This window comes from Collinsella aerofaciens (assembly GCF_015561195.1).
Lineage (GTDB): Bacteria > Actinomycetota > Coriobacteriia > Coriobacteriales > Coriobacteriaceae > Collinsella > Collinsella aerofaciens_AC.
Map to the genome: position 1 here is coordinate 216625 of NZ_JADMSU010000002.1, position 15957 is coordinate 232581.

The window sequence follows — 15957 nt, forward strand, 5'->3', positions numbered from 1 at the left end:
TCCAGTTTGCCAACGATATACGCGCCGGCAAAAAAGTCTGCTATACTCTTTCCCGCTGTCCCCATCGTCTAGCGGCCAAGGACGCCACCCTTTCAAGGTGGATATCGCGGGTTCGAATCCCGCTGGGGGCACCATTCCAATTTTCCTCGAACCCGCTGGATGTCAAGTCTGGCGGGTTCGTTGCTTTCCGTGTCGTAGTTCAGTGTCACGAGCACGTCTTCGTCGGATACGCTCACCTGCCATACGAACGCCTTCAATAGCGTTGCGTCATCGAGCTTCGCGCCGCACTGCAGGAAGTCCGCGAAGCGCTCCGGGTCTATCTTCTGCTCCTGGATGGCCTGCAGGTCGTAGTTGGCGCGAGCCTTCTGCTGCTCAAGCTCGGCTATGCGCTCCTTCACGCCCGGCGCTATGATTCCCTGCTCGATGGCGTTCAGGATGTTCTTCAGCCCGCGCTCCGCAGCTGAAAGGGATTCCGCCGCCTGTTTTCGCCTTGTGGCAATCTCCGCCCCGTCTGCCCTGTCGGCGACCATGCGGGCTATCCTCAAGGCCTCCTCGCGGTCGGAAAGCAGCTCGCGCAGGGCACCGACGATAGCGCCCTCAAGCTCCTCTCGGCGAACGTTTCTCATGCAGCCGTCAACGCAGCTGTAGTACTCGTATTTGACGTTGTGCCGCCCGCGCCCGCTCACGCCCTGCAGGTTTCGCCCGCAGCCGGCGCATATGGCCTTACCCGCCAAGGCGAAATCGCCCCAGTCCTCCGAAGAGCGCTTCTTGGTTCCCTGCACCTGCTGAGCGTCCATGAAAGTCACCTCGTCTATGATCGCGGGCATTCCGCCCTCCTTGACTATGTCGCCCCACTCGTAGCGCCCCGTGTAGCGCCTGTTGTGGAGCATCTGGTAAACCATCGAGTAGCCGCACGGGTTGCCGTTGGAGGTCTTCACGCCTCGCTGGGCGAAGTCCCGAGCTATCGAGTTCACGGTCTCGCGGTTGACGCGCCGCTTGAAGGCCTCGCGCACGAACGCGGCGTCATGCTCGTCTATCTCGTACTCGTCGTCCTCCGACTTGCGGTAGCCGAACACGCGCACGCCGTTGGTCTTGCAACGGAGCGCGTTGCCCTCCATTCCGCGCTTGGTGCGTATGGCGGTCTTCTTCGACTCGCAGGCGGCAAGGCCTTCCAGCAGCTTCTCGTAGATGATGCCCTCGGGCGAGTCGGGTATGGCCTCAAGCGCCGACACGAGCTTCACGCCCTTCTTGGCAAGCTCGCGCTTGTATATGGGCGCGTCGTACTCCCCACGGGAGAAGCGATCCATCATGTACACAAGCACTATGTCGGATTCGCCCGCGTTGGCTATCATGCGCTGGAACTCGGGGCGGTCGTCGGTGCGGCCCGATATGGCGTAGTCGCAGTACTCGGCGGCGATGGCATAGCCCTCGCGTTTGCACCAGTCGCGGCACACGCGCAGCTGGTCGTCTATCGAGGCCTCGCGCTGCTTGTTGCATGAAAAGCGGGCATATATCACCGCTGTTTTTGGCATAATATGAAACGGCCTCCTTTCAGAGGTTCTGTGGAAAGCCCCACGGGTAGCGCTGCAACGCTGTGACCCCGTGGGGCTTCTTTTTTTCTTTACCTATATAAGACGGTAAACGAGTACAGCATCATGTCGCTGTCGCGCGTGTTGGCGCTGACGGCCATCTTGACATCGACGACCTGACAACCTTTGTCCTGGATGCGCGACAACGTTCCGTCGATGCGCTCGGTAACCTTGTCCTCAAGCTGCGTGGCGGTCGAATACATGGCCTTGCCCGCGACCTGGAACACGAGGGCGTGAACCTTCCCGTCGCTCACGATGAACTCGTCCGCATCGCTAGCCATCTTCTTAGCGGCGCTTTTGTTGAACATTCCCATGTGTTATTCCTTCCGTTCGCCAGTATCCCAAGGCCCCGTACCCAATAGTTCGTCAACGGAGCATTCGTAATACCTTGCAAGCTTTATGAGCTTTGATCCATTGATTTCGCGTTGCCCGCTTTCCATCATCGAGTAAGCGGGAACACCTATACCGAGAACAGCGGCCACTTCGGGCTGCTTCTTCCCATACTTGAGTCTTGTTTCCTTGAGACGGAATTGCGTGCCCACTGTGCCCTCCTTGCTTCTATATGCACATTGTACAAAAAAATTTACAAATAGTGAATTCCTTACTTGCAAAAGGTCAGAAGTTCTTCTATATTCACTAATTGTGAAGTTCACAAATAGTGAAATGGAGGTGCATATGAACCCGATCGCAAGCGAGCGAGTTCGAATCGGTCTTAGCCAAGAAGATTTGGCAACGAAGCTCGGACTCAAAAGCCGCGCCACTGTTGCTAGCTACGAAAGTGGCGGTGAAATCCCCGGCTCGAAGCTCGTAGCCATGACGAAGCTTTTCCATTGCTCCGCAGACTACCTGCTTGGACTTACGGAGAACAGGACGGTGGCCTAAATGGCCGAACAGCAGACGCCCACCAAGCAGCAGGCAGAAAAGCCCAAAACGCCGCGCGAGCTGGCATTCGACCACATGTGCGACGTGCTGGTCAAGGCGTACCGGGAAAGCGAGCAGAAAGGCGAGAAGCAGGCGCGATGAGGCAGTGGTCGACACGTGAACTCAAGTACCTCGAAGAGCACGCGGGCGAAGGCGCTAAAGCGATAGCCAAGGCGCTGGGACGTTCGGAAGACTCGGTTAAGTGGCAAGCGCAACACTGCGGACTCTCACTCCGCAAGCGGAGCCAGTGCCCAAACTGCGGCAGATGGACATTCCGTCCCCTGAACCGCATCAACGGCTGGTGCATCGAGTGCACGAAGGAACTTCACATGTCCGACCTAGCCGAGCAGGCCAACGCCATGCGAGAGGAGGCGGTTAGGGAGAAGAGGAACAACCAGGAGCGACAGCGCTACTACAGCGCAAAGAGCCGCGCCAAGAAAAAGCAAAAATAGGCACACCAAAAGCCACACGTGCTATGACCTGCGGAAACATCAGAAAGGAGCACGAAATGCAAAGCAAAAAGAAAGCGAGCACCCCCAGCTACCACACTCCGAGCGCCCGCATGAACCGCATCGAGAACGATGCTTCGACCATCATACCATTCGAGCGCAAGCCCCGTCCCACCGCGAAGGAGATGCAGGACGCCTCCCAGTTCAAGGCTGGCGTTTTGGTCGGCTTCCTAGCCGCCACAATCATCTTCCTCATCGTCCTGTGGGCGTGGGTAATCCCCACGATGGACGGCGCTATGGCAACGGCCCAGCAGGCATACGAGACCACGGCGGGTGTCGTCCATGCGTAACGACGAGCGCTACAGCCCCAAGCCGCAGAGCAACCAGCTTGAGATATTCGGCCTCGGCTCCGCAGGCGAGCAGGACTTCCAAGAGGCCCGCAAGTGGATCGAGGACAACCCAGGCGCTTGGAACTTCATGGTGGAGAACGCCGTGAGGCTCAACCGCAAGGGCTACGTGTCGGTCAACTACCTGGTGAACATGGTGCGCAACGAGCTGCACGTGGCCTGCAAGAACGGCATCGCCCCGAGCCTGGCCCGCATCATGGAGGCCCGCTACCCGCAGCTGAAGGGCGCTTTCAACAAGCACCGCAGCCAGTCGGACGGTTTCAGCGAATGAGCTGGGTTCAAACGCTGGCGGCGACGGCGCGGGTCGTGGTTCCGGTTCGCGAGGTCGTGGGCAAGCAGCGCCCCCGCACCGATTACCGCAACCACCGCACCTACACCCCCACCAAGACCCTGAAGGCCGAGAAGGAGGTGCGCGACGCGTGGCGGGCCGAATACGGCGAGACCTTCGCCGGGCACGACGGCCCCGTGAGGATGCGCATATCCACCTACCGACCGCTCGCTAAGAGCAACCCCAAGTATTGGGAAGGGCGCTCCGACATGGGAAAGCCCGACTGGGACAACGTGGGCAAGCTCGTCTGCGACTCGCTCAACGGCCTTGCCTTCAAGGACGACCAGCAGGTGATCACCTGCACCGTGAACAAGCGCCCGAGGCCCTGCCACGGGACGCAACCGTTTATCAGCATCTACATCGAGTACTTCGTCGAGGAGTACGTGAAGGAGAAGAAATGAAGCACTTCGAGAACAACGTGAACGACGGCATGAGCCGCACCGACAGCATCGAGACGCTTATCGACCTCACCAGCTGCATCGCCGTGAACGCCCTCATGGTGGCGGGCGGCGAGGCCGAGGCCGACGAGAAGGACGCGGGCGCTTGGTGGGCCATGATCGCCCTGGCCGAGGCCGCGCTTGAAAGCTACCCCGAGGACGTGCGCGCCAAGGGCTACCAGGTCGTCAACGAGAACACCAACCGGGAGCTTGTGGAGCAGGCGCGCCGCAAAGAGGCCGAGCAGGCCGCCAAGCACGTCATGAGCATCATCTTCGGCGTGAAGAAGGAGGACTAGCCGTGGCGCTGATCACAACGCAACCGGTAAGCGCACGCGCCATGTTCAAGCAATCGACCATCAAGGGCGACGAGGCGGTCTTGCAGTTCTCCGTCCGAATGGACAGCGAGAACGCCTTCCCCCTGATGAAGAAGACGGGCGGCTACGTGATCCCGACCGTGGAGAGCGAGCAGAAGACCATCGAGTTCGACGACGAGACCGGGGAGGTCTGGGATGAGTAACGAAGCCGAGAACGTTGTGGCCGAGGTCATCGAGGAGCAGGACGCATCGAGTCTGACCGTGGCCTACAAGCCGTCCGTCATCGAGGCGAACTTCGACGCGCTCGAAGCCCACGTGCGCAAGACCGTCGAGGCCTACGATGGCGCGACCTACGACCTCACCAAGAAGGAGAACATCGCAGAGGCCAAGCACGACCGCAGCTACCTCAACGGCCTCAAGAAGGAGATCGACGAGCGCCGCAAGGCCGTGAAGCGCGAGTACAGCAAGCCGCTCGACGCTTTCGAGAAGCGCTGCAAGCAGATCACGGCCATCATCGACGAAGCCGCCGACAACATCAAGGCGCAGCTCGACCAGGCCGAGGAAGAGCGCAAGGCCCGCGCTTACGCCAAGTTGCAGGAGCACTACGAGGAGTTCGCCGGGCTTCTGGCCCCCGTCGTGCCCTACGAGCGCTTCCACGAGCCGCAGTGGCTCAACAAGACCTTCGGCGAGATCAAGGCTTACGAGGCGCTTGAGGCGAAGGTCTCCAAGCTGGCGGGCGACTGGGAAACGCTCAAGTCGCAGTTCGAGGGCGAGCCTTTCTATGCCGAGGCCGAGCGCGAGCTGTTCGCGACCCTCGACCTGGGCGCAGCGCTCACAGCGGCCCGCAAGGCGGCAGAAGAGGCCGCGCGCATTGCCGAGCTGAAAGCCGCCATGGAACCTGAACCAGAGCCGGAGGCCGCGCCCAAACCCGCCGGCAACTGGTATCCGGGCGGAAGCCCCATGCAGGAGATCGACGACGAGCCTATCGGCCCCGCGCCCATTGCCGCACCGGCGCCCGTGCCCGCACCAGTTGCCTCGCCGGAGCCCGTGTCGAGTGGTCCCGCAACCCCCTGCGTGATGCTCATCGACTCCGCCACGACCGACCAGATGCAGGCCATCGGGCGCTTCTGCGGGAGCATCGGCGTGAGCGGCGTGTTCAAGCGCGGCACCCTGCAGCAGGTCTACGAGCGCACGATCCGTTAGGAGCATCGAATGGCAGACGACAAGCACATGACAATCGACCAGGCGGTGGCGCAGGTTCAGCGCTCCGTGGTCGTGCCGAAGGCGCGGTACAACGCGCACGGCAACTACTACTACCGCTCGATGGAGGACATCGTTGCCGCGCTCAAGGAGCCTTGCCGTGACGCGGGCGTGTTCTTCACCCTCAACGACTCCATCGAGCAGGTGGGCGACCGCTTCTACGTGAAGGCCACCTGCCTCGTGAAGTTCGAGGACGGCACGCCCGGCGAGATCGTCATTTGCGCCTACGCCCGCGAGCCGCTCGCCCAGAAGGGCATGAGCGAGACGCAGCTCACCGGCTCGGCGTCGAGCTACGCGCGCAAGTACGCGCTCTGCGGCATGTTCGACATCGACGGCACGAGCGACCCGGACTCCCTGAACGGCGTGGAAAAGCCCGAGAAGGAGCCGCCCGTGCAGGGGCCGTTCGACGCCAAGTGCAAGGCCTGCGGCACCGCCTACCGCTTCAACAGCCGTGAGCAGTACGAGCAGTTCATCCAGAACCCCGGTTGCTGCGCGACCCCGACGTGGACGGTCTTGTAGACCATGCAAGACCTGTACGGAGAGCGCGAGCAGCTTTTCGACCAGCTCATGCAGGAGCTTGAGGCCCTGCGCAGGACTGGCCAGCAGTACGCCGAGAACGAGGCCGAGTACCGCAAGGCGCTGCGCATAGCCATCTTGGAGGAGCGTTCCAAGGGCACGCCGGTCACCGTGATAAGCGACCTGTGCCGGGGACGCCCCGACATAGCCGAGAAGAAGCAGCTGCGCGACTGCGCCGAAGCGCTCTACAAGGCCTCGAGCGAGGCAATCATGGCAATCAAGTTGAGGATCAAGACCGTTGACGCCGACATCCAGAGGACGTGGACGAGCGGCGGCACCGGAGAAGGGAGCTTTTTGTGAGCATCAACCGAGTGAACATTACGGGCAACCTGACGCGAGACCCCGAGCTTCGCAGCACGGCGGGCGGCATGGCGGTTCTCGGTTTCGGCGTTGCGGTCAACGACCGCCGAAAGAACCAGCAGACGGGCCAGTGGGAGGATTACCCGAACTTCGTCGACTGCACGATGTTCGGCAACCGCGCCGAGGCCCTGAGCCGCATCCTGCGCAAGGGCATGAAGGTGGCCATCGAGGGCAAGCTGCGCTACAGCTCGTGGGAGGACAAGAACGGCGGCGGCAGGCGCTCGAAGCTCGAAGTCATCCCCGACGAGGTGGAGCTTCTGAGCCAGAACCCCAACGCCCAGCAGGGCCATCCGCAGCAGTACGCGCCGCAGGGCTACCAACCGCAGGCCTACGCGCCCCAGCAGGCACCGCAGCAGGCGTACCAGCCGCAGCAAGCGCCGCAGCAGCAGGCACCCCAGTGGAACGCTCAGCAGGCCTACCAGAACCCGCCTGCCGCCCCGCAGCCGCGCCAGCAAGCACCAGCACCCGTGCCGCAGTACGCGCCCCAGCAGACACCGCAGGCCCCGCAGCAAGCGCCCCAGCAGCCCGTGCAGCAGTCGATGGACGTGTACGACGGCGACATTCCCTTTTAGGGGTGACGGCGGCGTGCAAGTCCTGGACTCGCTCATCGACGGGCCGCTTAGGCTTCGCAACCGCAGGGAGGGCGACGAGCTTATAGGCATGATCGTCCGGTACCTGCGCACGGGCGAGGAACCCGAGCCGCGCACCGACACCCAGGAAGCGGTGCTAACGGCCATACGGCCCGTCATGGAAACCTCCCGCTCGCGCATCGTGGCGGGAGGCAACGGCGGCAAATCGTCAAGCAACGACGCAAGCAAAGCCGAAAGCAAACGGCCAAGCAAAACGGGAAGCAAACCGCAAAGCAAAAGCGGAAGCAAAACGTCAAGCGAGCTGGCAAGCAAAGCCGAAAGCAAACGGCCAAGCGAAGAGGAAGAGGAAGTAGGAAGAGGAATTAAGGAAGAGGGAAAAGCGAGTGCGGCGCGTTTCCGCGCCCCCTCTCCCGAAGAGGTAGCCGAGTACGCAGCCGCCTATGCGGCGTCCAAGGGCATCGACCTTGCCTCGACCGACTTCGACCCAGAGCGGTTCGTCGACTTCTACGCCCAGAAGGGCTGGATGGTTGGCAAATCGCGAATGAAGGATTGGAAGGCCTCCGTGCGCAACTGGGTGCGCACATCGAAGCCGATACGCGAGACGAAGCAGGAGGTGAGCGAAGGTGACGACTTTTCCCAGTACGACTGAGTGCCCGCATTGCGGGGCCGTACTCAACGCGCGGTACGCCCAGCTGGGCCTCAAGCGCCTGTTCTGCGGCTACGAGTCGTGCGGCTGCGAAGGGGCCGTCGCCGAGCGCGCTGCCATAGCGGCGCAAGAGCAGGCTGAGGCCGAGAAGGCCGTCGCCGAGAAGCGCAGGCGCTCGCTTGTGCGCTGCGGCGTGCCCGAGCGCTACCTGGGGCTTGACCACCCCATGGCCGACGAGCTTGCGCTTGCCATGGAGGGCGGCCAATGGCTCTACCTGTGGGGCGACGTCGGCACCCGCAAGACGACCTGCGCCGCAGCCGTGGCCATGCGCTTGCACGACCGGGGCAAGTCGCCGCTCATGGTGCCGATGTACCGCGTGCTCGACGAGATTCAGCGCAGCTTCCACGACGGCGGCGACCCCTTGAAGCGCTATGCCGAAGCGGGCTACCTGCTCATCGACGACTTGGGCAAGCGCAGGCCCACGGGCTTCGTGCTCGACAGCCTGTTCCAGCTCATCGACCAGCGCTACTCGGCGATGCGCCCCACGCTTGTCACCACGCAGTACAGGCCCAGCGACCTCGTGCGCAGGCTCGCCGAGCAGGGCGACGCCGACACGGCCAAGGCCATCGTGTCGCGGCTGCGCCACGGGGCAAGGGTGGTCGAGTTCGACGGCCCGGACAGGAGGCTCGCATGATCCTGCAAGCAAGCCAGCTGCGCGGCTGGCCGAAGGAGCGCGCCGAGCTTTACGGAAAGCCACACCTCGGGGCGCGCTACACGGGCAAGCGGTCGTACGAGCTTCTGCAAGACCGCTGCTGCGTCTGCGGCAGGCGCGCACAGAGCTGCCACCACGTGGCGCACCGAAGCTGGGGGCTTGAGTTCGAGCTTGTCACGCCGAACGGCACGTGGAGCCTGCGAAGCCCGCTGTTCGCCCTGTGCGGCAGCGGCACGACCGGGTGCCACAACCAGTTCCACGGCGGCGCGGGCCTCAGGGCCGAGTGGCGCTGGCGCTCCAAGGTGTACGAGGAGGCCTGGTGGACGGGCCAACTGCTGGAAGTCTACGAGCCGCACCACCCGGGGCTGTACGAGTACGGCTATTGGGCGATAACCGACGAACACGGAAACGAAATGATCCGAGAAGGGAAATGACCATGGAGATCAAGACTTGCGAGCAGTACGTGCTCGCACAGCTGTTCGACCAGCAGGACGAGAACGACATGCTCAACCGCGAGCTGAAGTACCGCGACGAGCGCATCGACGAGCTGACCGGGCAGATTGATGCCATCCAGGCGGCGCACGGCTCCGCGATGCAGCAGGCCGTCCGCAAGGCCGGGCGCGATGCGCTCATGAGCCACTGCACGGGATACGCGTGCGAGGTGACCGACGGCGAGACGTTCGAGGACTGGTGCCTTGAGAATGTGCGCAAGTACTACCTGCCCGAGGGCATCAGCGTGCTTGCGTTCATCAAGGAGTTCGAACCTGAGCTTCGCGCGGAGTACGACAAGCAGACTGCCGAGGCGCGCGAATGATACGCATCTATGAGCGCTCGCTCTGCCAGAGCTACGCAAGCGCATACCGGCAGGGCATCGAAATCGCCACCACGGGCACCGAGGAAGAGGCGCTTTCCATCGTCGAGGCCCTGACCGACGACAGCTACCAGTGCTTCGCACTGCTGGAAGACGGAACCGTGCTCGACCTGCGGGGCCGGTTCCCCGGTTGCGTGGAGTTGGGCTGTGAGGAGGAACGCGATGGCAACCGAGATTGAGCCGCTGATTATGCCGTTCGACCCGCTTTGGGTCACCACCAGCAAGCGAGAGTACCGCGAGGCCGTGCGCAGGATGGGCGAAGAGCCGGGAGACACCAAGGGCAAGGACGGCCTCACCAGCTGCATCCCGGGCAAGGGGTGCGTGATCTGGATCAGCCGCAAGGTGAAGGCCCCGGACCTGTACGCGCTCGCCGCCCACGAGGCGACGCATGCGGCGTGCGACATGCTTGCCAGCATTGGGGAGGACACGCCCGCCGCCGAGGAGCTGGCCTACATGGTGCAGTCCATCACGGCGGGAATCATCATCGCCTGCGAGGGCCGCAGCGATGGCTAACGCCAAGGTGTTACGGAAAGCGCAACTGCTGCGCCTGATGGTTGACGAGTTGTGCGACAACATCGAGGCCCGAGAGGCTAGCGAGTCGTGCCTGCACACCTACGGCAGCCTCGGCTACGGCCTGGAAGACGGGCAGAGCAAGACCCAGATACAGAACGACATACGCAGGTGCAGGAGAACGCTCCTCGACCTGTGGAAGCTGATAGGAAAGGAAATCTGATGACCGACGAGAAGAAAACCGAGACCGCCAAGGAAGCTGCAACCGTGAAGAAGGCCATGATCTCGCAGCCGATGGCCGGCAAGACAGACGAGGAAATCGTGGCCACGCGCGACCTCGCCGTGGCGAAGCTGCGCCAGATGGGCTACGAGGTCGTGAACACCCTATTCACCGACGAGTGGTACAGCGACGAGGCCATGAAGGAGCGCGGCGTGGTGCAGGTTCCGCTGTGCTTCCTCGCGAAGTCGCTTGAGAACATGAGCCTTTGCCATGCGGCCTACTTCTGCAAGGGCTGGGAAGACGCCCGAGGCTGCAAGATCGAACACGACGCCGCCACCGCATACGGGTTGGAGGTGCTTTATGAGGAGTAGCGAGTTCTTCGCCGAGGCAGCCCGCATGACGGTGGATGCCGTGAAGGCGTTGGCCGAGTGCTTCGCGCGGGCGTTCCTCCAAGCGGCGAAGGCAATACGCAAGCTGGCGAAGCGGCTCGACCCGAGGTGGCAGCGCCGCTATCGCCGCGCGCTAGCGCGATCGCGCCGCAACAACCTGTACCTGAAAAGCATAGGAAGGTGCCGATGATGATTGACGACGCGACGCGCAACAGCGTTGCCGACCAGCTTGAACACGATGCAGTCTACCTCGACGGCTCGTCTCTATCCGAATGGTGGGCACGCCTTCAGTCTGTGGCATGCAACTATGAAGATTTCCCCGATCCGCGCTCCTTGTTCACGCGCCTGGCGGGACTCATCAGGCCGAACCCCATCAACGGAAGCACGTCCGACGGCTATCACACCTTTGACGAGCTATACCACCACCGAGCCGTGCTATTTTCCGTCGTCGTTTCGGCGTTTCCCGACAAGGCATGGAAAGCGAAGGCGCACAGCGACGGCACCATGTATGGCGGCATGTTCATCGTCGGCATCGACACGCCAGACGGCCAGGCCACCTATCACTACGACATCGATCCGTACTGGGGTATGTTCCGCTGCAAGGAGCTTGACCGAGCGCCAGAGTGGGACGGCCACACGCCAGAGCAAGCTATTGAGCGCATAGGCAAGCTGACCGGCCTTATCGACCGCGCGACCACGCACCTTGTCCTCGATGAAGACGGCCACACGTGTTGCGCAAAATGTGGATGCGACTACCTATGCATGAGCAGCGCGACGTATTACCCAGATTGCGGCGCGAAGGTCGCCAAGAATGGCTAGAGGCAGGACGAAGCGGTTTACCGAAAGCGAGCTGCGCGAGAGGCGAAACCGCCAATGGTGGGAATCCCGCGCCCGCTGCGGCTATGCGACCGTCTGCCCTCTGTGTGGCGGGTACACACTCTCGAAAACCGGCTATCACGCGGGCTGTGCCAAGAAGGCAGGGATCAAGATTCCAAGGCAGCGAATGAAGCGAGCTTTATTGATTGCCAAAGAGCGTCAGAAGATCCCCGTTGCCCAGATGGCTGGCCCGGTGGGCGCCGTTGTCCGCGACGATGGCGTGCGATTCGAGTCGGCTGGCGCGGCGGCGCTCGCGACATACGGGTATTGCGGCAGCTCGAACATCGTGAGGGCCGTCAGAACGGGATGCAAGGCCGGAGGTCATTACTGGAAACGAGCCGACGAGGAGGATAAATGACCGATCAATACGTGTTCAACCCCGACATACACGACGAGTGGAAGCCGCCCGCGCACCGCTGCGAGAACTGCGCCCACCACGAGCACGACGTTGTGCCAATCGTCCGCTTCGACGTAGACGGCAACGAGGCGGGCAGCACGACCGGCACGCGCTGCTACTGCAACCATGACGGCAAGCACTTCGTGACAGGAGACAACAACCACTGCGATTACTGGGAGGAGGCGCGATGAGCTACGACATACGCCTGTGCGACCCCGTGACGCACGAGGCGCTGCAAACCGACGTGCCTCACGACATGCGTGGCGGCACCTACGCCATGGGCGGCACTACCGGCCTCTGGCTGAACGTCACCTACAACTACGGCAAGCACTACTACCGCGTGCTCGGCGACAAGGGCATCCGCACCATCTACGGCATGACGGGCGCGGAGTCCATCCCCGTGCTCGAAGCGGCAGCGGCCAAGCTGTCCGACGAGGTTTCGGACAACTACTGGGAGGCCACCGAGGGCAACGCCAAGCGCCCGCTGTTGCAGCTGGCGGCGATGGCCCGCATGCGCCCAGACGGCGTTTGGGATGGTGACTGACGATGGCGAGGGTGATTGCGACGCAGGAGGTGCCGGAAAACTGCTCGACGTGCCTTTACGGAAAGTTCTACGGCTGCGCCCACGCCGACCGCCAGAAGGATTGGACGTACTACCGCTTTTGGCAAGGCCTGAAGCCCTGTCCGAGCTGGTGGCTTGACCAGAACCGGTTCGAGAGGGCGTGATGAAATGGTTGACTTCGAGCCGCCTAGCGGCTGGAACCTGCCGCCGGGATGCTTCGAGTCCGACCCGCGCGCGCCGTGGAACCAGGAAGAGCCGAAGACCTGCGGGAACTGCTCGCACTGCCTGGAAGGCTGCTGCGATTTCGGGATATGCGGGCTTGAGTTCGAGGATGCGTTCGACGAGGCCGACCACGAGGTGAAGACCACGCCGTGGAAGGCTGCGCTCTGGGCGCGTGATTGGATCGTTGAGCACTACAAGGATGAGCAGGAGGACGTGTGCGACCGATGGGATGGCTAGCGACCGCCGCCATGGCTTTGCTGCTGGGAGTCCTCGCCATTGAGGCCTGGGCGATACGGATGCTGGCGGCGGGGCTGGTTCTCCTGGCCCTGCTCGCCTGCGGATAGGAGGCGCGTTGCGAAATGTGAACTGGGGCTGCCTGGCGTTCCTCGCCGTGGCCCTGATTATTGATGCTTTTGCCGTGTGGGCGGCTTCGTCGCTCGCGCGCTGGATGATTGGAGTATGACATGCAAGACTGCGTGATCTTGGGCAGCGTCGCCACGTTCGACGGCGTTGCGCCCGACAAGGCCCAAGCTCTGAAGGTGCTTGAGGAGGCTTCCGAGGTGTACAACGCCTGGCAGGTGTGGGACGAGTGCCGCGACGACGAGGCCAAGGCCGAATGCCGCCAGTCCCTCATGGAGGAGTGCGCCGACGTCGTGCAGGCGACTGCCAACCTCGTAAAGGCATGCGGCTGCAACGACATGCGCCTGCACCTCATGGACTGCGAGGACAGAGACCGCAAGCGCGGGCGCGTCACCGGCTCGAAGCCCTATCCTGGTGCCTGCGGGCGCGAGGGTTGCAAGCGCTTCGTGTTCGTGCCAATTCCTCGCCCCTATGGGGTGCTGAGCAAGATCAAGGCCAAGATTGGGGGCCTGAAGTGAACCGCGCGCAGAAGGTCATAGCCGCCGTGGTGTATGCCGGTAGCCTCGTGGCTGTGTCGCTCGCAATGATCGGGGTTTGTTCCCTGCTGGCTCGCTGGGTTGCCAGTATATGGGGGCTTGTGTAGCCCCTGAAGGCATGAAGAAGCCCCCTAGAATCGAATCTAGGGGGCTTTCTGCTGCCTGCTGCTATCTGCTCTGCCCTGTGGCCTTCTCGGCTGCTATAGCCTTCTCTAGGTCTCGTTTGGCCTCGCTGATGATCTGCAAAAGCTCGTGCCACTGCTTCGGCTCTCGGTCTTTCATGGCTTGCCTTTCTAGTTGTATGTGTCGCAGATGCTCGGGGTGCCGTCCCATAGGGTGAGCCGGTACCCGCATAATTCGAGTTCGGGGCTGTTCTTCGCCCTGCCGTAGTCCCTGACCTTGAGTCGCTTCCCGTTGTCGCTCGCCTCGCGGCCCATGATCGGGTCATAGGTGAAGCAGTTCGGCAAGGGCATGTACTTGCGCTCCCACTCGTAGGCGTCGGCCAAACCCTCGAAGGTGCTTTCTATGGGCCTGATCGTGGCTGTTTTCGCTGTGGCCTTGATGGCTTGGTAGAAACTGCCCTCGCATTCGAAAATGTCGCCTGCCTTTACCTGCATGGTTCGCTCCTTTCTAAAGATCGGGGCAAGGCCTGAAGCCCTGCCCCTGTGTCGTTCCTGCTATGCCGGGAGGAGGTTGCCCCTCGGGGCCTCCATGCGCCGGCTGCGCACCGCGTCGCGGCCCCGTTGCATGCCTCGGCTTATGCTGTCGTTGTTGGTGGTTCGGGGGCCTCGGCTCTTCGAGGTCTTGAGGTTCAGTCCCTCCATGTAGTCGTCAACCTCCTTGGGGCAAACGATCATCAGCTCGAAGCTCTGCTTCTCAAGCTCCGACTTGACGCCCAGCACGAAGCCCATGGTGAAGTTCGTGTAGGCGTTGGAGTCCGTGTAGGCGAACTCCTCGTACTCGCGGCCCAGACGGTCGCCTGTCTTTAGAAGGTGCTCGAACACCAGCGCCGCAGCCTCCGAGTCTGCCTTGTAGCCCACGAAGACGGGCTTCCATGACCGGCTACGCATGGTCGCCTTCTGCATGTAGGCCCTGCACCTGAAGTTTTCGGCCACCACCGCGAGGAGGCTTTGCGCCCATGGGCGCGAGGCTTTGCATCCCTCGGTCTCGGTAACCCGCTTCACCTCGTCGGCAAGCTCCCATTCCTCCACGTCGTTGTCCGCGATGAGCTTCTGGGCCTTGAGTGCGAACTGGATGGCCTCGGCCTCGTTGCAGCCGTTCTCCACGCTGTGCTCGCGAAGCTTCTTGATCTTCTCGATGATCTTTTCTCGTTCCATGGTTGAAACCTCCTTTATGGGAGGGGCTAGGCCCCCCCTGTAGTGATCTGTTACTTTTCCCAGAGGTAGCCGAATGCCTCGGCTATCCTGGGAACCTCGATTACCTTTTGGGGCGTGAAATTGGTTTCGCGCTCGAAGAAATTCAGGCCGTACTTGCGGTTGATCTCCTCAAGCTCGGCCAGGTTGAAGTAGCCCATCTCCGGGACTGCCCCGAAGACGAACCCGAACATGTCGCCGGTCTCCTCGTCGTACTCGGTGGCGTAGAAGTCCCAGCCGTTGAAGCAGCTGAACCAGTGGCCGTAAACGATCGTCTCGGCCTTCTTGCCATCCTGCGAGTAGAGGGGCGGGAGCTTCTTCTGAAGCTCTTTCGTCATGAGCTTTTGCATGGTATGATCTCCTGTGTGTTGTTGTGGGAGGCCCCTTTTCGGGGCCTCCTGCTTGCTTTAGGCTGCTTGCTCTGCCGGTCTGATGGGGTTCGTCTCGCCGATGTTCCAATCAACGGTTTTGGCGTTCTGCCACTTTCCCTGATCATCCATGTAGTAGAATCCGTGCTTTCCGAAGTACTTCCGGACTTTCAAGGCCCCTGACTCGATGCCCTCGGCTATGACCTGCTTTCGAAGATCCTTGACCATGTAAATAATGGCCTCCTCGTCGCTGTTGGCCTTGAATGCCTCGGTTACCTGTGCAAGGTAGTTATCGCAAGCCCTCATGATCTCCACTTGCTCGTAATCGGCTCGGGGGATCTCGTTAATTGGCCTGTGCTTCGTGGCCTCCACTGTGTACCTGCCAAGCTCGGGAAAAGCCATGTACTCGTTTACAAGCTTCAAGGCTGTTGCAAGCTCTAGGCCATCCTTTCGGCCCTGGGGGCCTTTCCTGAAGTAGCCTCGTGCTCTCATACCCTCAACTATGGCTAGGATCGTGTGGTTGCTCACCAGCTGACCACTTACCACCAGATCTAAACTCTGCTGCTCTGCCATCTCTGTAGCCTCCTTATTCGGTTCTAAAGCTGCTTGCTAGCTCTGTGGGCTTTGTGGCCCTCATTGCTGACAACTGAATTATTGCACAATAATTAGTGTGCTATAGGCATA

The 15957-nt window shown here is 61.8% G+C and carries 33 protein-coding genes and 1 tRNA gene; 27 read left to right on the forward strand and 7 right to left on the reverse strand.

Going from position 1 to position 15957, the window contains the following annotated elements; translation table 11 throughout:
• Positions 1 to 57 precede the first annotated feature (57 nt).
• Positions 58 to 134, forward strand: a tRNA-Glu gene (locus tag I2H81_RS03210).
• Here I2H81_RS03210 and I2H81_RS10595 read toward each other — a convergent pair.
• The 3 genes from I2H81_RS10595 to I2H81_RS03230 form a co-directional block, all read right to left on the reverse strand.
• On the reverse strand, positions 93 to 1532 hold the full coding sequence (locus tag I2H81_RS10595) for a recombinase family protein (protein ID WP_411266925.1): 1440 nt from the start codon (positions 1530 to 1532) through the stop codon (positions 93 to 95). The two genes, I2H81_RS03210 and I2H81_RS10595, sit on opposite strands and share 42 nt — an antisense overlap.
• A gap of 89 nt (positions 1533 to 1621) precedes the next feature.
• The gene (locus I2H81_RS03225) at positions 1622 to 1903 is read right to left on the reverse strand and encodes a hypothetical protein (protein WP_195443541.1); all 282 of its coding nucleotides are present in this window, start codon (positions 1901 to 1903) and stop codon (positions 1622 to 1624) included.
• Positions 1904 to 1906: 3 nt separating this feature from the next.
• Entirely contained in the window at positions 1907 to 2131 is a 225-nt protein-coding gene (locus tag I2H81_RS03230) for a helix-turn-helix domain-containing protein (RefSeq protein ID WP_195443538.1), read from the reverse strand.
• A 133-nt stretch (positions 2132 to 2264) separates the two neighbouring features.
• Here I2H81_RS03230 and I2H81_RS03235 point away from each other — a divergent pair, with 133 nt between their 5' ends.
• From I2H81_RS03235 to I2H81_RS03355, 26 genes are all read left to right on the forward strand, one after another.
• Positions 2265 to 2471 carry a helix-turn-helix domain-containing protein gene (locus I2H81_RS03235; protein WP_195443535.1) on the forward strand — a complete coding sequence of 69 codons (207 nt, stop codon included), beginning with the start codon at positions 2265 to 2267 and terminating at the stop codon, positions 2469 to 2471.
• Positions 2472 to 2612, forward strand: coding sequence for a hypothetical protein (locus I2H81_RS03240; protein WP_195443532.1), 141 nt, complete (start codon positions 2472 to 2474; stop codon positions 2610 to 2612).
• A 227-nt stretch (positions 2613 to 2839) separates the two neighbouring features.
• Positions 2840 to 2962: a hypothetical protein gene (locus I2H81_RS10520; RefSeq protein WP_267472603.1), complete on the forward strand. Its 123-nt coding sequence runs from the start codon at positions 2840 to 2842 to the stop codon at positions 2960 to 2962.
• A gap of 56 nt (positions 2963 to 3018) precedes the next feature.
• On the forward strand, positions 3019 to 3309 hold the full coding sequence (locus I2H81_RS03245; protein WP_195644526.1) for a hypothetical protein: 291 nt from the start codon (positions 3019 to 3021) through the stop codon (positions 3307 to 3309).
• Positions 3302 to 3637 carry a hypothetical protein gene (locus tag I2H81_RS03250; protein WP_195443526.1) on the forward strand — a complete coding sequence of 112 codons (336 nt, stop codon included), beginning with the start codon at positions 3302 to 3304 and terminating at the stop codon, positions 3635 to 3637. The genes I2H81_RS03245 and I2H81_RS03250 overlap by 8 nt, the downstream gene beginning before the upstream one ends.
• Positions 3634 to 4095 (forward strand): RusA family crossover junction endodeoxyribonuclease, encoded by a 462-nt coding sequence (locus I2H81_RS03255; RefSeq protein WP_195644527.1) that lies wholly within the window; start codon positions 3634 to 3636, stop codon positions 4093 to 4095. The genes I2H81_RS03250 and I2H81_RS03255 overlap by 4 nt, the downstream gene beginning before the upstream one ends.
• The gene (locus I2H81_RS03260; protein WP_195443523.1) at positions 4092 to 4427 is read left to right on the forward strand and encodes a hypothetical protein; all 336 of its coding nucleotides are present in this window, start codon (positions 4092 to 4094) and stop codon (positions 4425 to 4427) included. The genes I2H81_RS03255 and I2H81_RS03260 overlap by 4 nt, the downstream gene beginning before the upstream one ends.
• A 2-nt stretch (positions 4428 to 4429) precedes the next feature.
• Positions 4430 to 4648 (forward strand): hypothetical protein, encoded by a 219-nt coding sequence (locus I2H81_RS03265; RefSeq protein WP_195644528.1) that lies wholly within the window; start codon positions 4430 to 4432, stop codon positions 4646 to 4648.
• Positions 4641 to 5648 (forward strand): DUF1351 domain-containing protein, encoded by a 1008-nt coding sequence (locus I2H81_RS03270; protein WP_195644529.1) that lies wholly within the window; start codon positions 4641 to 4643, stop codon positions 5646 to 5648. The genes I2H81_RS03265 and I2H81_RS03270 overlap by 8 nt, the downstream gene beginning before the upstream one ends.
• Positions 5649 to 5657: 9 nt before the next feature.
• Positions 5658 to 6224, forward strand: coding sequence for an ERF family protein (locus I2H81_RS03275; RefSeq protein ID WP_138378170.1), 567 nt, complete (start codon positions 5658 to 5660; stop codon positions 6222 to 6224).
• A gap of 3 nt (positions 6225 to 6227) precedes the next feature.
• Complete coding sequence (locus I2H81_RS03280; protein ID WP_195644530.1) at positions 6228 to 6581, forward strand: hypothetical protein; 354 nt, start codon at positions 6228 to 6230, stop codon at positions 6579 to 6581.
• Positions 6578 to 7213: a single-stranded DNA-binding protein gene (locus I2H81_RS03285; RefSeq protein WP_195644531.1), complete on the forward strand. Its 636-nt coding sequence runs from the start codon at positions 6578 to 6580 to the stop codon at positions 7211 to 7213. The genes I2H81_RS03280 and I2H81_RS03285 overlap by 4 nt, the downstream gene beginning before the upstream one ends.
• A gap of 88 nt (positions 7214 to 7301) precedes the next feature.
• Complete coding sequence (locus tag I2H81_RS03290) at positions 7302 to 7880, forward strand: hypothetical protein (protein WP_195644532.1); 579 nt, start codon at positions 7302 to 7304, stop codon at positions 7878 to 7880.
• On the forward strand, positions 7855 to 8571 hold the full coding sequence (locus I2H81_RS10570; protein ID WP_195644533.1) for an ATP-binding protein: 717 nt from the start codon (positions 7855 to 7857) through the stop codon (positions 8569 to 8571). Before I2H81_RS03290 ends, I2H81_RS10570 begins: the two co-directional genes overlap by 26 nt.
• Positions 8568 to 9023 carry a hypothetical protein gene (locus I2H81_RS03300; RefSeq protein ID WP_195644534.1) on the forward strand — a complete coding sequence of 152 codons (456 nt, stop codon included), beginning with the start codon at positions 8568 to 8570 and terminating at the stop codon, positions 9021 to 9023. Before I2H81_RS10570 ends, I2H81_RS03300 begins: the two co-directional genes overlap by 4 nt.
• Before the next feature lie 2 nt (positions 9024 to 9025).
• Positions 9026 to 9403 (forward strand): hypothetical protein, encoded by a 378-nt coding sequence (locus I2H81_RS03305; RefSeq protein WP_195644535.1) that lies wholly within the window; start codon positions 9026 to 9028, stop codon positions 9401 to 9403.
• Entirely contained in the window at positions 9400 to 9639 is a 240-nt protein-coding gene (locus I2H81_RS03310; RefSeq protein ID WP_138378163.1) for a hypothetical protein, read from the forward strand. The genes I2H81_RS03305 and I2H81_RS03310 overlap by 4 nt, the downstream gene beginning before the upstream one ends.
• Positions 9623 to 9973, forward strand: a complete 351-nt coding sequence (locus tag I2H81_RS03315; protein WP_195644536.1) for a hypothetical protein — start codon at positions 9623 to 9625, stop codon at positions 9971 to 9973. The genes I2H81_RS03310 and I2H81_RS03315 overlap by 17 nt, the downstream gene beginning before the upstream one ends.
• The gene (locus I2H81_RS03320; protein ID WP_195644537.1) at positions 9966 to 10193 is read left to right on the forward strand and encodes a hypothetical protein; all 228 of its coding nucleotides are present in this window, start codon (positions 9966 to 9968) and stop codon (positions 10191 to 10193) included. Before I2H81_RS03315 ends, I2H81_RS03320 begins: the two co-directional genes overlap by 8 nt.
• Positions 10193 to 10561, forward strand: coding sequence for a DUF4406 domain-containing protein (locus tag I2H81_RS03325; protein WP_229108039.1), 369 nt, complete (start codon positions 10193 to 10195; stop codon positions 10559 to 10561). The genes I2H81_RS03320 and I2H81_RS03325 overlap by 1 nt, the downstream gene beginning before the upstream one ends.
• A 207-nt stretch (positions 10562 to 10768) precedes the next feature.
• Positions 10769 to 11398: a WDGH domain-containing protein gene (locus tag I2H81_RS03330; RefSeq protein ID WP_195644538.1), complete on the forward strand. Its 630-nt coding sequence runs from the start codon at positions 10769 to 10771 to the stop codon at positions 11396 to 11398.
• 184 nt (positions 11399 to 11582) lie between these two features.
• Entirely contained in the window at positions 11583 to 11813 is a 231-nt protein-coding gene (locus I2H81_RS03335) for a hypothetical protein (RefSeq protein WP_195644539.1), read from the forward strand.
• On the forward strand, positions 11810 to 12043 hold the full coding sequence (locus I2H81_RS03340) for a hypothetical protein (RefSeq protein WP_195644540.1): 234 nt from the start codon (positions 11810 to 11812) through the stop codon (positions 12041 to 12043). The genes I2H81_RS03335 and I2H81_RS03340 overlap by 4 nt, the downstream gene beginning before the upstream one ends.
• A complete protein-coding gene (locus I2H81_RS03345) occupies positions 12040 to 12396 on the forward strand; it encodes a hypothetical protein (RefSeq protein WP_195644541.1) in 357 nt (118 codons plus the stop codon). The genes I2H81_RS03340 and I2H81_RS03345 overlap by 4 nt, the downstream gene beginning before the upstream one ends.
• Before the next feature lie 186 nt (positions 12397 to 12582).
• The gene (locus I2H81_RS03350; RefSeq protein WP_138378155.1) at positions 12583 to 12873 is read left to right on the forward strand and encodes a hypothetical protein; all 291 of its coding nucleotides are present in this window, start codon (positions 12583 to 12585) and stop codon (positions 12871 to 12873) included.
• A 227-nt stretch (positions 12874 to 13100) separates the two neighbouring features.
• Positions 13101 to 13514 carry a hypothetical protein gene (locus tag I2H81_RS03355; protein WP_195644542.1) on the forward strand — a complete coding sequence of 138 codons (414 nt, stop codon included), beginning with the start codon at positions 13101 to 13103 and terminating at the stop codon, positions 13512 to 13514.
• Between the two features lie 311 nt (positions 13515 to 13825).
• Here the strand turns inward: I2H81_RS03355 and I2H81_RS03360 are convergent, their stop codons facing one another.
• Genes I2H81_RS03360 through I2H81_RS03375 form a run of 4 tightly spaced genes read right to left on the reverse strand, consistent with a single transcriptional unit; the run spans position 13826 to position 15846 of the window.
• Positions 13826 to 14149 (reverse strand): hypothetical protein, encoded by a 324-nt coding sequence (locus tag I2H81_RS03360; protein ID WP_195644543.1) that lies wholly within the window; start codon positions 14147 to 14149, stop codon positions 13826 to 13828.
• Positions 14150 to 14209: 60 nt separating this feature from the next.
• Positions 14210 to 14869 carry a DUF2786 domain-containing protein gene (locus I2H81_RS03365; protein WP_195644544.1) on the reverse strand — a complete coding sequence of 220 codons (660 nt, stop codon included), beginning with the start codon at positions 14867 to 14869 and terminating at the stop codon, positions 14210 to 14212.
• Positions 14870 to 14919: 50 nt separating this feature from the next.
• Positions 14920 to 15255, reverse strand: a complete 336-nt coding sequence (locus I2H81_RS03370; RefSeq protein WP_195644545.1) for a DUF2958 domain-containing protein — start codon at positions 15253 to 15255, stop codon at positions 14920 to 14922.
• 57 nt (positions 15256 to 15312) lie between these two features.
• The gene (locus tag I2H81_RS03375) at positions 15313 to 15846 is read right to left on the reverse strand and encodes a hypothetical protein (protein ID WP_195644546.1); all 534 of its coding nucleotides are present in this window, start codon (positions 15844 to 15846) and stop codon (positions 15313 to 15315) included.
• Positions 15847 to 15957 lie beyond the last annotated feature (111 nt).

Excerpts from the sequence above, each read along its gene's own strand:
- I2H81_RS03240 (WP_195443532.1), top strand. The coding sequence starts at position 2,472 with ATGGCCGAACAGCAGACGCCCACCAAGCAGCAGGCAGAAAAGCCCAAA.
- I2H81_RS03345 (WP_195644541.1), top strand. The coding sequence starts at position 12,040 with ATGAGCTACGACATACGCCTGTGCGACCCCGTGACGCACGAGGCGCTG.
- I2H81_RS03250 (WP_195443526.1), top strand. The coding sequence starts at position 3,302 with ATGCGTAACGACGAGCGCTACAGCCCCAAGCCGCAGAGCAACCAGCTT.
- I2H81_RS10520 (WP_267472603.1), top strand. The coding sequence starts at position 2,840 with ATGTCCGACCTAGCCGAGCAGGCCAACGCCATGCGAGAGGAGGCGGTT.
- I2H81_RS03325 (WP_229108039.1), top strand. The coding sequence starts at position 10,193 with ATGACCGACGAGAAGAAAACCGAGACCGCCAAGGAAGCTGCAACCGTG.
- I2H81_RS10595 (WP_411266925.1), bottom strand. The coding sequence starts at position 1,532 with ATGCCAAAAACAGCGGTGATATATGCCCGCTTTTCATGCAACAAGCAG.
- I2H81_RS03330 (WP_195644538.1), top strand. The coding sequence starts at position 10,769 with ATGATTGACGACGCGACGCGCAACAGCGTTGCCGACCAGCTTGAACAC.
- I2H81_RS03365 (WP_195644544.1), bottom strand. The coding sequence starts at position 14,869 with ATGGAACGAGAAAAGATCATCGAGAAGATCAAGAAGCTTCGCGAGCAC.
- I2H81_RS03355 (WP_195644542.1), top strand. The coding sequence starts at position 13,101 with ATGCAAGACTGCGTGATCTTGGGCAGCGTCGCCACGTTCGACGGCGTT.
- I2H81_RS03270 (WP_195644529.1), top strand. The coding sequence starts at position 4,641 with ATGAGTAACGAAGCCGAGAACGTTGTGGCCGAGGTCATCGAGGAGCAG.
- I2H81_RS03340 (WP_195644540.1), top strand. The coding sequence starts at position 11,810 with ATGACCGATCAATACGTGTTCAACCCCGACATACACGACGAGTGGAAG.
- I2H81_RS03335 (WP_195644539.1), top strand. The coding sequence starts at position 11,583 with ATGAAGCGAGCTTTATTGATTGCCAAAGAGCGTCAGAAGATCCCCGTT.
- I2H81_RS03370 (WP_195644545.1), bottom strand. The coding sequence starts at position 15,255 with ATGCAAAAGCTCATGACGAAAGAGCTTCAGAAGAAGCTCCCGCCCCTC.
- I2H81_RS03290 (WP_195644532.1), top strand. The coding sequence starts at position 7,302 with ATGATCGTCCGGTACCTGCGCACGGGCGAGGAACCCGAGCCGCGCACC.
- I2H81_RS03255 (WP_195644527.1), top strand. The coding sequence starts at position 3,634 with ATGAGCTGGGTTCAAACGCTGGCGGCGACGGCGCGGGTCGTGGTTCCG.
- I2H81_RS03360 (WP_195644543.1), bottom strand. The coding sequence starts at position 14,149 with ATGCAGGTAAAGGCAGGCGACATTTTCGAATGCGAGGGCAGTTTCTAC.
- I2H81_RS03260 (WP_195443523.1), top strand. The coding sequence starts at position 4,092 with ATGAAGCACTTCGAGAACAACGTGAACGACGGCATGAGCCGCACCGAC.
- I2H81_RS03280 (WP_195644530.1), top strand. The coding sequence starts at position 6,228 with ATGCAAGACCTGTACGGAGAGCGCGAGCAGCTTTTCGACCAGCTCATG.
- I2H81_RS03225 (WP_195443541.1), bottom strand. The coding sequence starts at position 1,903 with ATGGGAATGTTCAACAAAAGCGCCGCTAAGAAGATGGCTAGCGATGCG.
- I2H81_RS03245 (WP_195644526.1), top strand. The coding sequence starts at position 3,019 with ATGCAAAGCAAAAAGAAAGCGAGCACCCCCAGCTACCACACTCCGAGC.
- I2H81_RS03350 (WP_138378155.1), top strand. The coding sequence starts at position 12,583 with ATGGTTGACTTCGAGCCGCCTAGCGGCTGGAACCTGCCGCCGGGATGC.
- I2H81_RS03310 (WP_138378163.1), top strand. The coding sequence starts at position 9,400 with ATGATACGCATCTATGAGCGCTCGCTCTGCCAGAGCTACGCAAGCGCA.
- I2H81_RS03300 (WP_195644534.1), top strand. The coding sequence starts at position 8,568 with ATGATCCTGCAAGCAAGCCAGCTGCGCGGCTGGCCGAAGGAGCGCGCC.
- I2H81_RS03305 (WP_195644535.1), top strand. The coding sequence starts at position 9,026 with ATGGAGATCAAGACTTGCGAGCAGTACGTGCTCGCACAGCTGTTCGAC.
- I2H81_RS03275 (WP_138378170.1), top strand. The coding sequence starts at position 5,658 with ATGGCAGACGACAAGCACATGACAATCGACCAGGCGGTGGCGCAGGTT.
- I2H81_RS03375 (WP_195644546.1), bottom strand. The coding sequence starts at position 15,846 with ATGGCAGAGCAGCAGAGTTTAGATCTGGTGGTAAGTGGTCAGCTGGTG.
- I2H81_RS03235 (WP_195443535.1), top strand. The coding sequence starts at position 2,265 with ATGAACCCGATCGCAAGCGAGCGAGTTCGAATCGGTCTTAGCCAAGAA.
- I2H81_RS03320 (WP_195644537.1), top strand. The coding sequence starts at position 9,966 with ATGGCTAACGCCAAGGTGTTACGGAAAGCGCAACTGCTGCGCCTGATG.
- I2H81_RS03315 (WP_195644536.1), top strand. The coding sequence starts at position 9,623 with ATGGCAACCGAGATTGAGCCGCTGATTATGCCGTTCGACCCGCTTTGG.